This window comes from Neobacillus muris (genome assembly GCF_943193175.1).
GTDB lineage: Bacteria > Bacillota > Bacilli > Bacillales > Cytobacillaceae > Neobacillus > Neobacillus muris.
This window is the reverse complement of sequence record NZ_CALPDF010000005.1, coordinates 81,529-97,499: the sequence shown is the minus strand read 5'-3', so window position 1 is coordinate 97,499 and position 15,971 is coordinate 81,529. Positions and strand designations below refer to the sequence as shown.

Here is a 15,971-nt window from a genome sequence, read left to right as displayed (position 1 = left end):
CACCTTCTGCTAAATTATTCTATTGCAAAGAAACCCAGACACTCTTTACTTCTGTGTAGTTATTAAGTGCATAGGACCCCATTTCCCGTCCAATGCCGGATTGTTTATATCCGCCAAATGGGGAAGCCGCATCAAAGGCGTTGTAGCAGTTTACCCAAACCGTTCCAGCCCGGAGCTTGCTTGCAATATAATGGGCATTGGCGATATCGCGTGTCCACACGCCAGCAGCTAATCCATATTCGCTATTGTTCGCACGGTTAATTAATTCATCCAAATCGTCATATGGCATGGCGGAAATAACCGGTCCGAATATCTCCTCCTTGGCGATCGTCATTTCATCACGAACATCCGCAAAAATAGTAGGGGAGACAAAATAGCCTTGTTCCTGAGGCTTATCACCGCCGACTACAAGCTGAGCCCCTTCGTTCAATCCTTTTTCAATATAGCCCAGCACCCGTTTTTGCTGCTCAATCGAAACAAGCGGCCCAATTTCGGTATCAGCATGAAGTCCGGCGCCTTGCTTAATATTCTTTGCGTGACTGGCCATGTCAGCCACCACATTATCGAATTGTTTCTTTTGAATAAACACACGGGAACCGGCACAGCAAACCTGTCCTTGGTTAAACATCACACCGTTAAGTGCGCCTGGGATGGCCTTCGTTAAATCGGCGTCAGGCAGGATGATGTTTGGTGATTTTCCGCCGAGCTCCAGCGTGACACGCTTCAATGTTTTAGCGGCCTTTTCCATAATTAATTTTCCAACCTCAGTGGAACCGGTGAAGGCAATTTTATCCACTAAAGGATGGTCAACCAATGGCTGGCCTGCTGTTTCCCCAAAGCCAGGGACAATGTTCACCACACCTGCAGGGAATCCGGCTTCCTGGATTAATTCAGCCAAGTAAAGTGCTGAAAGCGGGGTTTGTTCCGCAGGTTTTAGAACAACCGTACAGCCGGTGGCAAGAGCAGCCCCCAGCTTCCACATCGCCATTAAAAGCGGGAAATTCCAAGGGATAATTTGTCCAACTACCCCCACAGCCTCATGACGGGTATAGTTTAAGAATGGTCCATTAACAGGAATGGTCTGACCTACAATCTTTGTGGACCAGCCTGCATAATAGCGCATATGTTCAATTGCCAATGGGATGTCGGCATTCGTCGTTTCGCGGATGGGCTTACCATTGTCCAAGGTCTCTAATTGGGCTAGTTCCTCACTGTTTTCCTCCATTAAATCAGCCAGTTTGTACATAAGCCGGCTGCGATTGGCTGCGCTCATTTTCGACCATGGTCCTTCATCAAATGCTTTTCGGGCTGCTTTAACTGCAAGATCAATATCTTCCGCCTCTGCTTCGTAAACACATGCTAATACCTCGCCAGTAGCTGGATTGTAAGTATCAAAAGTTTTTTGTGATCTGCTTTCTACAAAATCGCCATTAATAAAAAGCTTTTTCTTGCCGGTTAAAAACTTTTCTACTTTTTCTTTTAAATCTGCAGTTAATTGACTCATAAAATTCCTCCTCAAAATAGTAATCTATGTATATCTTGATGGAAAGTTTGAGTGCTCTATGATCGCCTTCCAAATAAAATGGTAACATTTTGAAATTAGTAACTCAACTAATTATTATGGTAATTTTCTGACAATATACGACGTGAAAAACTTAACAAAACATAACAAGACTTAACAAAAGTAAACGAAAATGGCACGAATGTGATAAAATGCATTTTCATATTCTTAACTGCCATTTAAACTAGTAATAGAGTAGAAAGCTTTATGCAGCATTAAAAATAGTTCAATAGAAGAGGCGAGAGGACCTAATGTCGTATCCAATAGGCAAACTACCGCAGGATCATGAGATATTAAACCAATTTTTATGTATTGCCTTAGGCTGCAATTCGTATTTACATCCCTATATCGATGAGTGCTACCAAAAAAACGAACGGGAATACTATGAAGCCTACCGAAAGAGCGGCCAAAAAGGAAATCCGTTATTTTCAATGTATACGACGAAAAATGAAGAAAAAATCAGAAAAGTGGCGGGGATTATTGAATGGTGCGCCACCTCCAAACAGTTTGCCCCGCTTGATCAACTGATTAAAAAAGGTTACAAATTTGCTTATCAGTATTCACAGCGGCAAACACATATGGATTTTGAAAAGTTTATGAGAAGCTTTGCCAAAAGACATAAAAATAAAATAATGAAGGAAATTGAATTAATCTATCAAAATATTGTTCTTTGGTACCTCTGTGTACGAGAACATAAACCAATTAATACAAGAAATATTGCCTGGCAATCCTTCCAGAAAGTATTAAGGTCCTCCATTAACGAGATTCCCTTGCAAAAAAGCTTGTTCTCATCTGAGATGGTGGAAAAGCACAATGAGGAAATCGATCAACTTTATGAGGAATATAACATACCTAAAAAGCCCAATTTTGAATCCTTAGGAGTATTTCTAGAATATCTGCTCAGCGAAAATGTAAAAAGAATTGTTGAAACAGCCCCTCATTGTGGCACGGAGCAGGCTGAGGAACAAGTATTTAAAGACACGCCGGGGAAATTTATCGGGGCATTGGGCGGCTGGCTAAAGGCACTCAATATTCATGAGATGGATGCGACTGAAAAAACGCCCATGACGAAGAAAGATCTGGATATGGCCTTTTTAGAAATGGTATATGCCAAGAAATATAATTCGATTTCAAAAGAAGAACAGGATTTGTTTTTTATCAGCTGCCTTTATTTAAAATGTCTTAGCTCCCAGTACCATGAAACGAAGCAATTGTATTTATCTCAATCAAATCTGGATCATTATCAGGAAATGAAATGGAAAGAGATCCAGATTAATGAACAAAAGGCCGACCTGTTTAAAAGGAAGCAGGAATGGCAGCTGACTGTTAAAAGGAAGCAGAAAGAAATTGACGGATTAAGCCAGGAACTCCGTGAGGCTCAGGTAAAAATCCGTCAATTAGAACAGCAGATCGAAGAGATGGAGGACTATAGCGAGGAGGTACATGCCCTTCGAGATTATGTCTTTAGAGACGAACAGAATGATGGCCATTTCTCTAAAACCCCATCAATAGAAATCATGAAAGAATACATTCAGTCAAAGAAAATCTTCATATTTGGGGGCTATCCCATTTGGCAGCAAAAATTAAAAGCATTTTTACCAAATGCCGAATTTGTGGATGTTTCATTATTGAATAGGGATATTTCGAAGATCCAGCGCGTGGATGCTGTCTTTATTAATACAGCGGTCTTTTCCCATGCATTTTATAAAAAAATTATGAAAGAATTAAGCAGAACAGGAACACCTCTATTTTACTTAAACGGCCAAAGCAATGTGGAGAAGACGACAGTAGAAATCTATAAATGGATGACAGAGTGAATGGCCAAGTTTCACAAACTGGATTTCAAGTTAAAACATCGTTTAATTAATGATGAAGTAATGCTCCCTCCTTCAGGAACCCTAACCTAAAAAAGTTAGTTGTTTGACTATACAAAGTCGGGTGACTAAAGTTATAATAAATTGGTAAGGAACCATAACATTTATCGGAGGATTTTATGGGGAAAAATTCTAAACCTAATGAACCTTTAGTGACACATATTTTTACGGCAGATCCTTCAGCACATGCCTTTGAAGGAAAGCTATATATCTATCCTTCTCATGATCTTGACCATGATGGACCATCTAATGACAATGGTGACCAATATGCCATGGAGGATTATCATGTTTTATCCATGGATGATGTGGAGGGACCATGTACAGACCATGGGGAAGCGCTTCATTTAAGAGATGTTCCATGGGCAAGCGAACAGCTTTGGGCACCTGATGCTGCTTACAAAAACAACCTGTATTATTTATTTTTCCCAGCGAGAGATAAAGAAGGCATTTTTAGAATCGGCGTCGCGACTAGCCTTCATCCTGCAGGACCTTTTAAGCCAGAGGAAAATTACATACCTGGCAGCTTCAGCATCGATCCAGCGGTTTTAGTGGATGATGACGACAGAGCTTATGTTTATTTTGGCGGGCTTTGGGGAGGACAGCTGGAAAAGTGGCAGACAGGAACATTTATCCCGGCTGCTGAAGGACCGGCTCCTGCAGAACCTGCTTTAGGACCAAGAGCAGCTGAATTAAATGATGATATGTTGACTTTTAAATCGGAACCGCAGGAAATCTCCATAGTGGATGAAAACGGAGATCCGATTCTGGCAGGTGATGAAGACCGAAGATATTTCGAGGGCCCATGGGTTCATAAATACAATGGCCTTTACTATCTTTCGTATTCTACCGGGACCACTCATAAAATTGTTTATGCTGTAAGTGAAAATCCACAGGGCCCATTTGTGTTCAAAGGTACTATACTTACGCCTGTAATCGGCTGGACCACGCATCATTCAATCGTTCAATTTAACGATAAGTGGTATCTGTTCTATCATGATTGCTCGTTATCAGGCGGCGTGGACCATAAGCGGTCTGTAAAATATACGGAACTAACCTATAACGAAGACGGAACGATTCAAACGATTAACCCATATGGGGATAAATAATTTGGTTAAAGGCTGGCTTTCCTTAGTTGGGGCCAGCTCTTTTTGATAGCGCTTAATTTATTGAATATACAAACCTTCAGCTAACGTTTTATAATAGGAATAAATGGTGCTTCTCTTCGGAGGGATTGGATGAATAAAACGGTAAATCGGGCCTATGCTGCGACGGAATGGATTGCGAAATTCGCTTATATTAATCTATTATGGATGGGATTTTCTTTGTTAGGTCTGGTTGTCCTTGGATTCTTTCCAGCCACGATATCGATGTTTGCGATTATACGAAAATGGATGATGGGTGACACGGACATTCCCATTTTCCGTAGTTATTGGAAAACATATAAGTCGGAGTTTCTTAGAAGCAATGGGTTAGGACTCATTATCGCGGCAGCTGTGGGACTGATGGTTCTTGACTTAGTTTTCTTGAGAAATGCAGGGAGTAACTTTATAAGTGCGATTCAAATTCCGCTATACCTGTTTATGTTTGCTGTCGTCATGACGATCCTTTACTTGTTCCCGGTATATGTCCATTATGAGCTAAAACTTTCCCAGTTGATTAAAAATTCATTTTTCATGATGCTCATTCACCCGTTGGAAAATCTCGTCATGCTTGCTGGGACGGCTGCCGTCTTTTTTATCGTAAAGTTCATTCCAGGTTTGGGCTTTTTCTTCGGCGGCAGCCTCTCGGCAGCAATTATAATGGCTGCGTGCTTCCTTGTTTTCAAAAAAGTAGACAAAAGAAAACAGCAGGCCTAGCCCATCCAAAAAAGACAGATAGGGAAGTATTCTTTGAAAAACTAGATTACTCCTTATCTGTCTTTTTTGTGTAACTTTCGCCTTGATTCATTATCCCTTGACAGACCCTGCGGCCATGCCTTCCACAATCTTATCACTTAAGAATAGGAAGGTAATTAGAATTGGCACAATGCTGATCACGAGTGTGGCGCCAATGGCACCCCAATCTGTCAAATATTGCCCTACGAAGTTATTGATCCCGACGGTTAAAGTTTTCCAATGGTCAGAGCTGATGAATGTATTGACAAAGACGAATTCATTCCAGTTATAAATCATATTAATAATCGCTGTTGTGGATAGAACAGGTATGGTCATTGGCAGGGTAATCTTGAAAAAGAGCCGGTGAACCGAACAGCCATCCATTATCGCAGCTTCTTCAATTTCACGTGGAAACGTTTTGTAAAACCCTAGTAAAATCATTATGGTTAACGGCAAGTTAAAAGTCGTGTACGAAATGACAATGGAAGCAGGATTATCAATTAAATTGACAGAGTTATACATATTGAACAAAGGAATTAATGTCGAGTGTAATGGAATCATATAGGCGACTAAAAATAATCCGAGAACTAGGCCGCTTAATTTCCAATTCATCCGTGTAACGGCAAATGTTACGAAACTAGCAAGAATAATGGTTAGGACGACGGATAATACGGTAATCCAGATACTGTTAAAAAAGTAGAGACCAATATTTCCAGAAGTCCATGCTTTTGTATAGTTGCCCCATTGCGGGTCTTGCGGCAAAGAGAAAGGAGACATCCCAAACACTTCTTGATTGGTTTTCAGTGAAAAGAAGACCAGCCAGATTAATGGGTAGATCTGAATCACAGCAAATAACCCTAATATTAGATAAAGAAATCCAAATCCGATTTTGTTCAGGGCAGATTTCTTCGTGTTCTTGGATACAGAAAGGTTCGTTGTTTCCTGTTGTGTGCTAAGGTCACTCATCTTGTCTCACTCCCCCTTAATATTGAACATCATCATTAGATTTCGTTAGTTTCGAAGTTAACAAAGTCATCAACATACAGATGACTAATAGTCCAAACCCGATAGCACTGCCATAACCGAAGTGATTCAACTTGAACGCTTCTTTGTACATATAGGAGGCCATTACTTCACTTGCTCCATTTGGCCCTCCGCCTGTCATCACATAAATCAGGTCAAAATATTTTAAAGATCCAACGACTGCCAGCATAATGGTTACCTTAAATACGCCAGAAATCAGCGGCAGTTTAATCTTAATCGCAATTTGCAGTGGATTGGCCCCGTCTATTTTCGCAGCTTCTATCACTTCATCTGGTACATTTTTTAAGGCAGCGTAATAAATAAGAATGTAAAATCCTGCGTATTGCCAAATAACTGGTATGAATATGGCGTAAAGCGCGATGGCTGGGTCTGCCAGCCAAATCGGTGTATTTTCCATGCCAAACCACTCAAGCAATTTATTGGCCATTCCGTTTGTCGGATCGAAAATCTTCATCCAAAGCTGGGCGATGGCAACGGAGGATAATAACATGGGAATTAAATAAATCTTCCGCAATAAATCAGAACCCTTAATTTTACTGGCTAAAACCAGGGAAACCGCTAAATATAGAAGTAAGCTTACCGTGGAAAAAATGGCTAATAGAAAAGAATGCCATGTACTTGTCCAGAACACTTTATCCTGTACCAAGGTGATATAATTTTCCAATCCGATAAATTTCATCTCGCCAATTCCATTCCAATCCATGAGACCGTAATAACCGGATAATGCAATGGGAATATAGATTAGGACTAGGATGAGAAGTAACGCTGGAAGCGTATAAAGGGCGATCACGAATTTATTCGACATTACCTTGTTCATGTTGGTTGGTCCCCTTCCTTTCTATAAAGAAGAGGACATATTTTTTAGCAATATGCCCTCATTCTATGCAAGTATTATTCTTCAGCAGCAAGAGCTTCTTCTTGTGTCTTGGCAAACTCTTTAGGAGTTGTTTGACCGCCGAATAATGCTTGAATCTGGTTTAAGTGAACATCCGCCACGCTGGCAGACATTTGAACATCCGCATAAAGTGTCAGGTTCGTCGCATTTCCTAAATCATTCAGAATGTCAATGTACATTTGGTCAAGATCGCCAGAGGATGTGTCTACTACTGTAGCAGGAATAACCCCAGCGTCCACGACAGAGCGCTTGCCCCATTCTTCTACTAAGTAAGCAACAAATTTCTTAGCTTCCTCTTTTACCTTTGATTGCTCAGATACGAATAAGCCAACTCCTGGGCCGCCTACATAGCTGTCAATATTCCCTTTTCCGCCTTCATAGGTTGGGAATTTGAAGTAGCCAATTTTATCTTTAAATTCCTGAGATACATCAGGGCTGGTGGTGTAGTTTGGCAATTCCCAAGTCGCCATCAAATACATAGCTGCTTGTTCATTCATAAAGTAACCTTTTGCCTCATCGTTTGATAATCCGTTAAATCCCTTTACAAATGCCCCCATATCCACAAGCTTGGTAATTTCTTCAGCAGCTTTAACTAAAGCTGGATCTTCAAAACTTCCGGTACGATTGATGGCATTGTTTAATGCTTCAGGCCCGCCAATGCGGTCTGCCAGGTACATAAACCACATCGATCCTGTCCAGCGGTCTTTGTTTCCTAAAGTGATTGGGGTAACACCATTATCAGCCAGTGTTTTTACCACTTTTAAGAACTCATCATATGTTTTAGGAACCTCTAAGTTATATTTTTTAAAAATTTCTTTGTTGTAATAAACTGGGGTAATGTTCAATTCAAGAGGTAAAGCATATGGTTTTCCGTCAACGGAGAATGCATCAAGTGTACCAGCAACGAATTGATCTTTTTGTACAATATCATCTAATGGGGCAAACATATTTCCTTCGACGAAAGGCTGCATATATCCAGCCGCCCAAGTGATCCCAACGTCTGGAAGTTCATTGGAGGCAGATAACACCTTGATTTTTTCCTTGTACTGTTCATTTCCTAAGATTTCTGTCTGAATGTCTACATCAGGATTAGCTTTTTCGTAGTCTTTGATAATGTCATCCACTATGGTAAACTGTGCCTTTGAACTTCCTTCCGGCCATAAATGCATCATCTTGACGACTGTTTTGCCGCCGCTTGACTTACCTGAATCATCAGATGAGCTGGACGATGATGAACACCCGCCTAAAACTATTCCGCCCATTAATGCCAATGACAGCAATGCGGAAAACGCTTTCTTTTTCATCAACCAAAACCCCCTTAATTGTTGTCTATGTGTTACAATTAAAGTCTACCACCGGGGAAAATATCAAAAAAGGGAACGATGATTAGGAAAAATACTACTTTTTTTAGAAAGCCCTTTCATTGTTCGCTTTTCGATAAGCACTAGGCGTCATTCCCTCCAATTCTTTGAAAATCTTAATAAAATATTTGGCCGTTTTATAACCGGCCTCCTCAGCAATTTCGCTGATCGGCAGATCGGTTGAAATCACTAATTCCTTTGCCCGCTGGATTCTGCGTCTTGTCACATATTCACTAAAATTGAGATTCACTTGCTCTTTAAACAGCACACTAAAATAACTGGGGTTTAAATGGACATGTGCCGCCACATCTTTTAGGGTCAAGTCATCCTTCAAATGCTGGTCAATATAACGAATAGCCTTGCGGATGGTGTCTTTGGTTGAATCGATATTAGTGCTGGCATCGACTATTTTTTCATCTACGACTCTTTCAATCATCCCGGCTCTTACTTGCTTTTCCAGCACCTTGACGGCCTCTTCAACTGCTTCGATTAATTTCTTTTTCCCAATCGGTTTTAAAAGATAATTCACGACACCGAGTCTTAATGCTTCCTGGGCATACTCAAACTCGGAGTATGCAGAAATAATAATGACCACCGGATTGATTCCTTTTTCTTTCATAGTTTTCAATAGTTCCAATCCTGTCATCTGGGGCATCCGGATATCAGATAGCAAAATATGAATTTTTTGTTTCTCTGCAATCCGCAGAACATCCTCATGGCTTTGTGCACTAAGAATGGAAAATTCACCATTATTCCAGCTTTCCAGTGTTCTGTGCAAGCCTTCCCTTGTCCGTGGTTCATCATCCACGATTACGATATTTTTAGTAAACATTTTATTCCCCCCCATCCACCGGTAAATTAAACGAAATTTTTGTTCCCTCGTTTACCTTGCTCTCAATCAAAAGGTCTGGAAGTGTACTTCCATGGTAATGTAATTTTAAGCGTTTGTAGACATTTGAAATGGCCATCCCTGTTCCATTCAGAGAGGATGTGCCGCCAGTTTTCATTGATTGGATAATCCAGTCTAGCCGCTCTTTGCCGATTCCAGAACCATCGTCTTGGACTGAGATGCGAATGGATTCCTTGTTGTCCTGGATAATAGGTTCAACTATTACGGATATTTGGCAGTTTCCCACTTTGTTTCCCGCTCCATGCAAGATAGCATTTTCTACTAAAGGCTGAATGATGAGTTTCGGTATTTTAACAAGTTCATATTCTTGCGGGAAAGAGATTTTCCATTGTAGTCTGTTGCCGAAGCGCATTTTCATAATTTCCATATAATCCTCGATATGCTTCAATTCTTCTTTTAAAAATACCCAATCATCATCGGTTTCTTTTGTAATGGTATAACGAAATAAATCTGACATCGCTAAAACAATTTCAGAAAACTCCTCTTGATTTTTTTCTTCCAGTGACCAATGGAGTGCGTCTAATGTATTGAAGAGAAAATGTGGATTAATTTGTGCCTGAAGGGCCTTCAATTCACTGCGGTTGCGCAGGATTTCTTTTTGATAAACCATCTGGATTAAATGATTGGTTTCTTTCACAAGCTGATTATAGGTACTGTTTAGTTCCCTTAGTTCTGTTACCGAAGAAATATCTGGATTCAGTGTCAATGAACCCTCTCCTGCCTGCTGCATTGTTTTGGTTAATCTTAAGATGGGTCTTGTGATGATAGTGGATAGGAAAAAGGAACTAATGGTAAAAATAAACATGCCAACCACTCCGGATAAAATAATGCCTGTCCTAATCCCTGATATTCCCTTTGTAAGTTCACTTACAGGGGTCAAAATAAGGACGGTCCAGCCTGTGAGTTTGGACGACTGCTTTGTCACTATGTAATCCAGCTGATTAAGTTGAACCATCGTTTTATCACTTTTAATGATGCCGGATATGTCACCCTGATAGTTTTGGATGATGGGCTTTTGGTCTTGATCCAAGAGGATGGAATATTGATTGTTCTCGTATTTTTCATTGGCAAAATGAAAATGGTCACGGTTGATGCTAATGAGGAGATAGCCGCCATTTTGATATTGCTTTTCTATTAAATTGATTCTGCGAATGGCAAGAAAGTAGTTTTTGTCATTGGGATCCTCTCCAATCCAAACCATTTTGCCTTTTGCTTCCTTTACTTGATCGACCCACTTCTGATCAATTTGGTTGGTTAAAGGGCTTTCATCAAGAGGTAGAATGCGCTGCTGATTGCCGGAAAAGAGCTGAAAGGAAAAGATTCCATCGGTATTGCCCATAATTCTGTTAATATGCCCCATTAAACGCTGCCGGTCGCTAAAGGATACTTCTTTTCCATGATGGACCTCTGTTAAAACCTGTTGGACCTCCTCATCTGTTATGACAAGTTTTGAGGACATATTAATTTGCTCGTAGAGTGAATCGATTCGGCCGGTTGCTTCAATGGCTACTTGTTGGATTTGCTTTTCAGCATTATTTTTCAGCAAAGAGGAAACCTGTCTCAATGTAAGAAGACTGACGATTAATAGAACAATGATCATGACAAGTAAGAAGATAAACAAAATTTGGTTCCGTAATGTATTCCATTTTTTTAGCCGATTCAGCATTGATTGGTCGCCTTTCTTTTGGAAAAGTTAGCTAGTAACCTTATTATATCTTATTTGATGTAACCGCTGTCTATTCGGAGGAATCGCATCCATGATTATTAGGATTTTCCTAACCAGGCAGGAACTTATTCCTGCTATCATTTTATCATTATAGGGAAGAGTTAGAAATCTTGTTTATGTAACTGATAATCTAGGATTGGTCTTAGGAAAGAGAAAATCTATTGCAAACGGTGGGCTTTGTCTAATAAGGATAATTTATAACAACAATTATATAGTATGATTCAATATTTTTTTATTGAAAAACGATAAACTGTATGTTAAATTCAAATTGACAATCATTATGTGAGGTGCTTTTGATGAAACAAGTTTCAACGCTCTTTTTAAAGATAGCTGTAATTCTGATCGGAGTTCCGATTCTTGCCTTGTGCATCTTCTTGGTTCCTGAGATTGCCAAGTATGCAGCAGAATTGTACCCAGAGCATGCCTATATAAAATATCTCATTTTTATCGATTTGTATGCAGCTGCAATTCCCTTTTACTTTGCTTTGTATCAAGCCTTTCTTCTTCTAAGCTATATTGACAAGAATAAAGCCTTTTCGGAACTATCTGTGAGGGCTTTAAAGAAGATTAAATACTGTGCTGTCACAATCAGTGCTTTGATTGCAGCAGGCATGCCGCTCTATTATCTCATTGCGGAGAGAGATGACGCCCCGGGTATCATATTGATTGGGCTGGTCATTATTTTTGCTTCAGTAGTAATTGCCGTCTTTGCTGCTGTGCTCCAAAGACTGTTGCAAGAAGCAATCGATATCAAATCAGAAAATGATTTAACGGTCTGAGGTGAATATAATGGCGATAATAATCAATATTGATGTAATGCTGGCAAAAAGGAAAATGAGCGTAACCGAACTGTCGGAGAGGGTGGGAATCACCATGGCAAATCTATCTATTTTGAAAAATGGGAAGGCGAAGGCGATTCGTTTAACCACTATAGAGGCAATCTGTAAGGCTTTAGATTGCCAGCCTGGCGATATATTAGAATACCGAAGTGAGGAAGAAACCCAATAACAACAGAAAAACTACGGGGAGGCGCAAATTATGAGGGCGCTAAAACAACTCATTTGTTTTGGATGGCAGCAGGCCCTATCCTGTTTGTTCCCAGTTGTTATCTTTGCCTCTTTGGCTCTTACAAAAATCATGACGCTTCCCTTCCTGCCAAGGTATGATTGGCTGCTCTTTATCTGTCTGCTGATGCAGTGGTGGATGGTGCGTTTTGGGCTTGAGACATGGGATGAACTAAAGGTTATCACCTTGTTCCACCTTATTGGGCTGGCGCTTGAACTTTTCAAGACACATATGGGTTCTTGGACCTATCCAGAGGAAGGATATTTCAAAATTTGGGGGGTGCCTTTGTATAGCGGATTCATGTACGCTAGTGTAGCGAGTTATCTTTGCCAGGCTTGGAGAAGACTAAGAGTAGAACTGGTCAAGTGGCCGCCGCTTTTAGTAGTTGTCCCTCTTGCGGCTGCGATTTATTTGAATTTTTTCACTCACCATTATTGGATTGACATCCGCTGGTGGCTATCTGGACTTGTCGTAATCGTCTTTTGGCGAACGTGGGTCACATACGAGGTGAATAGAACCCGCTATCGGATGCCGCTTGCCCTTTCTTACGTGCTAATTGGATTTTTTATCTGGATAGCGGAAAATATCGCAACGTTTTTTGGTGCGTGGGAATATCCAAACCAAACTGAAGCGTGGAGTCTTGTACATGTAGGAAAGGTGAGTTCATGGCTCTTATTAGTAATTGTTAGCTTTCTGATCGTTGCGACGTTAAAGCAAGTGAAGGGGACATTTTCTAAAGGAATTGGCACCAGTCCCAATTTATAACCCTTTTTTAAAGGTTAAGTTTTGGGAAGGAAATTTACACTTTACGTATTTTTTGTAAATTAATCCAACTATATGAATAAGGTGTTCCATGCTAGACCACCCTACTGTCAACCGGATAAAAAGGGTGAGAATGAATGTTAAATAAAATTATTTTATGGGTAATCTTCATTGGACCATGGTTAACCTTATTTTTCTTAAAGAAAGAAGATATCAAACGCTTTATGCCTGCAGCCATCTTTGCAACCTTTTTAATGGTGCTATATAATGTTTACGCCTTTAATGAAAAACATTGGGTCATTAATGAAGCGATATTTCCTTCATTGCGTCCGTTGTTTGCTGCAGGTATTCTCGGTGGTTTTCCTGTAATAACTTTATGGATTTTTCATTTTACCTATGGAAGGTTCTGGGTGTATCTTGTTATCAATATCCTATTGGATTTTATGTTTGCGGTTTTCCCTATGCACTATTTGCTCCAAGATATTTTGGGGATTTATACACTGGTTAAAATTGCTCCTTGGCAACGATTTATCCTTTTCGTGATTGAAGCAGCCATCATTTATGGTTATTTCAAATGGCAAGACAAGAGGGAGACATGATTAAAGGGGGCTGTACATCAAGGGGGATGACTCCACGCTTAGACCAATCGGCAGACGTTTAAAAAACACATCTATATATTGTGGTGTGGTATCTGACCCCTTTGATTTTTGGACAGTCCCTTTTTTCGTTAGCCCCAATACGGTTGATACGGCTGGGAATAGGGAATTTGGCGGTATTGTTGAATGAATCCAAGGTGTTGATACGGCTGCTGGACAGATGGGAGAGGAATATTTGCCTTTCCTTTGTTGCAGTCTATATAGGGACCGATATAGGTGGAGGGGGTAACGGGCGCGATTGCCTGCTCCCAAAGATTTTCATCAAGACAATAGGTATGCGCCATGATCGAGGCAGGAGTAAATTTCAAAAGATCAGAACCTAAAATCACTTCCGGGGTGGGAGCGTCAAAAATGGCCAAAAGGTGGGTGTGGTCCACTAAGGCCACTTCATAATGCCACCAGCCCTGTGGAACGTTAGCGACTTGTCCGGGTGCAATCGTATAATTCATTATTTGTTTCGTAAAGGGATTCAGGATTGAGACGGTCGCAGTGCCAGAAATACAATAAACGAGTTCAGCGGCATTTTGGTGATAGTGCGGTTCCACCACATTATTTGTACTAAGAAAAATATCTAACAGAGATACATTTTCCAATGTATTCAACTGTTGGATTCCTAATATATTGATATAGTTTTGGTTGTCTTTCTTAAACAAAGTGCTTTTATTAACGTCAAAAGCGAATTGAGCTGATGGTGATGTGTAATCCATATAGGAAGCCATTTTTTCACCTCTTTTCATCAAAAACCTATAGGCATGTTATGCAGGTGGAATTTGTTTGGTGCAAAAAAACGGGGATGAAGTTCAGGAGAGTATTCCGCTGACCAATTAAGCAGAAAAAAAGAAAGCACCCCGAAGGATGCTTCAAACTATCGCTAGGATATGGCCAAAATATTTCGTGCTGGCTCTAGCAATTCGGTTAGCAATGTCGTTTGCGTTTCTTTACCGGTTTACAGCGTGGATTTCGTAAATCGCTTCCGCAATCAAATTCCTCTACCACATTTATATTTTTTACTGATTCTGTTACAGGATAAAAGTTTTCAATTCTTGTAATATTTCGATTGACATTTACTATATGAGTTGGGTGTACACGCCTAACTGTACGACGATTGGTTGTACGATTGACGATTGTTTCTGTAGGAGAAACGATTGTTTCCACCTCGTCTCCGTCACCATTGAAGCCATTGGAATCATTTAAGTCATCGATATCCTCGGCACCAGCGACAGCATTAGATCCATTGTTGTTACTATTACTCATGCTAGTTGCCCTTTGGATAAATGGATCCTCATCTCTATACCATCTTTCACGGCCCATCCATATCACCTCCATTCAATAGGAATCAATAATATCGTATTCTTTAAGAAGAGGGGTTGTCCTAGACAAAAATATTATTTTACAAAAATCAATGAAATGCCTCCACCTCTAGTAGACAATCATTTTATAAAAACTGCCCATTTAGGCCTTCGATTCTTGACATTGGATTTATTTCATTGAATGATAATGATAAAAAATGCTGAGGATGAATAAGATGAAGACTGCCATCAATATTTTAGTCATTGAAGATGATGAAGATATTAATCGATTACTTTGCAATATTATCAGCAAAAATGGCTATACAGCGAAATCCGCTTACTCTGGGACGGAGGCTGTGATTTATTTAGAACAGCAAAAATGGGATTTAATCTTGCTGGATCTCATGCTCCCTGGGTTGTCAGGCGAAGAAATCCTCAGGAAGGTGACAGAAGAGAGCGATGTTCCTGTCTTGATTATTTCAGCCAAGCTGGAAACCCAGACCAAGATTGCGGCGTTACGGGCTGGAGCGGATGACTATATTACAAAGCCTTTCGATATTGAAGAGGTTTCGGCCAGAATCGATGCTTGCTTAAGAAGATATCGGCGGGTGGCAGAGTTGCCAAGTGCCAATCAGATTTGCCACAAAGATCTCGTCCTTGATACAGATGCTAAACTGGCGTCCGTGAATGGGAAGGAGCTCAAATTAACAGCGCTGGAATATCAGATTTTGTTTTTGCTGATGGCCTCCCCCAAGAAGGTGTTCACCAAAGCAAATTTGTACGAGAGTGTGTGGCAGGAGGAATTTTATGGGGATGATAATACCATTAATGTTCATATGAGCAATATCAGAAACAAGCTTGCCAAAGCGAATTCTCAGGAAGAATATATTGAAACGATATGGGGATTGGGCTACAGGCTAAAAACTTAAGGTTTTCTTAAGAATCTCCTTAAGA

At 40.3% G+C, this 15,971-nt stretch carries 16 protein-coding genes; 8 read left to right on the top strand and 8 right to left on the bottom strand.

Features of this window, described 5'->3' with window-relative positions; translation table 11 throughout:
- Positions 1 to 19: 19 nt before the first annotated feature.
- A complete protein-coding gene (locus NFS43_RS05570) occupies positions 20 to 1,504 on the bottom strand; it encodes an aldehyde dehydrogenase family protein (RefSeq protein WP_251550331.1) in 1,485 nt (494 codons plus the stop codon).
- 308 nt (positions 1,505 to 1,812) lie between these two features.
- Between NFS43_RS05570 and NFS43_RS05565 the strand changes: the two genes are divergently transcribed.
- The 3 genes from NFS43_RS05565 to NFS43_RS05555 all read left to right on the top strand — a co-directional run bounded on the left by NFS43_RS05565 (position 1,813) and on the right by NFS43_RS05555 (position 5,291).
- Positions 1,813 to 3,378 carry a hypothetical protein gene (locus NFS43_RS05565; RefSeq protein WP_251550328.1) on the top strand — a complete coding sequence of 522 codons (1,566 nt, stop codon included), beginning with the start codon at positions 1,813 to 1,815 and terminating at the stop codon, positions 3,376 to 3,378.
- A 176-nt stretch (positions 3,379 to 3,554) separates the two neighbouring features.
- Positions 3,555 to 4,541: a glycoside hydrolase family 43 protein gene (locus tag NFS43_RS05560; RefSeq protein WP_251550326.1), complete on the top strand. Its 987-nt coding sequence runs from the start codon at positions 3,555 to 3,557 to the stop codon at positions 4,539 to 4,541.
- A gap of 129 nt (positions 4,542 to 4,670) precedes the next feature.
- Complete coding sequence (locus NFS43_RS05555; protein WP_251550324.1) at positions 4,671 to 5,291, top strand: YesL family protein; 621 nt, start codon at positions 4,671 to 4,673, stop codon at positions 5,289 to 5,291.
- Positions 5,292 to 5,381: 90 nt separating this feature from the next.
- Here the strand turns inward: NFS43_RS05555 and NFS43_RS05550 are convergent, their stop codons facing one another.
- From NFS43_RS05550 to NFS43_RS05530, 5 genes are all read right to left on the bottom strand, one after another.
- Entirely contained in the window at positions 5,382 to 6,275 is an 894-nt protein-coding gene (locus tag NFS43_RS05550; RefSeq protein WP_251550322.1) for a carbohydrate ABC transporter permease, read from the bottom strand.
- Positions 6,276 to 6,291: 16 nt separating this feature from the next.
- Positions 6,292 to 7,170 carry a carbohydrate ABC transporter permease gene (locus tag NFS43_RS05545; protein WP_251550320.1) on the bottom strand — a complete coding sequence of 293 codons (879 nt, stop codon included), beginning with the start codon at positions 7,168 to 7,170 and terminating at the stop codon, positions 6,292 to 6,294.
- Positions 7,171 to 7,244: 74 nt separating this feature from the next.
- Entirely contained in the window at positions 7,245 to 8,552 is a 1,308-nt protein-coding gene (locus NFS43_RS05540; RefSeq protein ID WP_251550304.1) for an extracellular solute-binding protein, read from the bottom strand.
- Positions 8,553 to 8,655: 103 nt separating this feature from the next.
- On the bottom strand, positions 8,656 to 9,441 hold the full coding sequence (locus NFS43_RS05535; RefSeq protein ID WP_251550302.1) for a response regulator transcription factor: 786 nt from the start codon (positions 9,439 to 9,441) through the stop codon (positions 8,656 to 8,658).
- A 1-nt stretch (position 9,442) separates the two neighbouring features.
- Positions 9,443 to 11,185 carry a sensor histidine kinase gene (locus NFS43_RS05530; protein WP_251550300.1) on the bottom strand — a complete coding sequence of 581 codons (1,743 nt, stop codon included), beginning with the start codon at positions 11,183 to 11,185 and terminating at the stop codon, positions 9,443 to 9,445.
- 356 nt (positions 11,186 to 11,541) lie between these two features.
- Here NFS43_RS05530 and NFS43_RS05525 point away from each other — a divergent pair, with 356 nt between their 5' ends.
- From NFS43_RS05525 to NFS43_RS05510, 4 genes are all read left to right on the top strand, one after another.
- On the top strand, positions 11,542 to 12,024 hold the full coding sequence (locus tag NFS43_RS05525; RefSeq protein ID WP_251550298.1) for a DUF2975 domain-containing protein: 483 nt from the start codon (positions 11,542 to 11,544) through the stop codon (positions 12,022 to 12,024).
- A 10-nt stretch (positions 12,025 to 12,034) separates the two neighbouring features.
- Positions 12,035 to 12,253, top strand: a complete 219-nt coding sequence (locus tag NFS43_RS05520; RefSeq protein WP_251550296.1) for a helix-turn-helix domain-containing protein — start codon at positions 12,035 to 12,037, stop codon at positions 12,251 to 12,253.
- A 30-nt stretch (positions 12,254 to 12,283) separates the two neighbouring features.
- The gene (locus tag NFS43_RS05515) at positions 12,284 to 13,075 is read left to right on the top strand and encodes a DUF817 domain-containing protein (protein WP_251550294.1); all 792 of its coding nucleotides are present in this window, start codon (positions 12,284 to 12,286) and stop codon (positions 13,073 to 13,075) included.
- Between the two features lie 134 nt (positions 13,076 to 13,209).
- A complete protein-coding gene (locus NFS43_RS05510) occupies positions 13,210 to 13,671 on the top strand; it encodes a hypothetical protein (protein ID WP_251550292.1) in 462 nt (153 codons plus the stop codon).
- Between the two features lie 128 nt (positions 13,672 to 13,799).
- Here NFS43_RS05510 and NFS43_RS05505 read toward each other — a convergent pair whose 3' ends face one another.
- Positions 13,800 to 14,447 carry a cupin domain-containing protein gene (locus tag NFS43_RS05505; protein WP_251550290.1) on the bottom strand — a complete coding sequence of 216 codons (648 nt, stop codon included), beginning with the start codon at positions 14,445 to 14,447 and terminating at the stop codon, positions 13,800 to 13,802.
- Positions 14,448 to 14,643: 196 nt separating this feature from the next.
- Positions 14,644 to 15,039 carry a CotD family spore coat protein gene (locus tag NFS43_RS05500; protein ID WP_251550288.1) on the bottom strand — a complete coding sequence of 132 codons (396 nt, stop codon included), beginning with the start codon at positions 15,037 to 15,039 and terminating at the stop codon, positions 14,644 to 14,646.
- Between the two features lie 214 nt (positions 15,040 to 15,253).
- Between NFS43_RS05500 and NFS43_RS05495 the strand changes: the two genes are divergently transcribed.
- Positions 15,254 to 15,946, top strand: coding sequence for a response regulator transcription factor (locus tag NFS43_RS05495; RefSeq protein WP_251550286.1), 693 nt, complete (start codon positions 15,254 to 15,256; stop codon positions 15,944 to 15,946).
- Positions 15,947 to 15,971 lie beyond the last annotated feature (25 nt).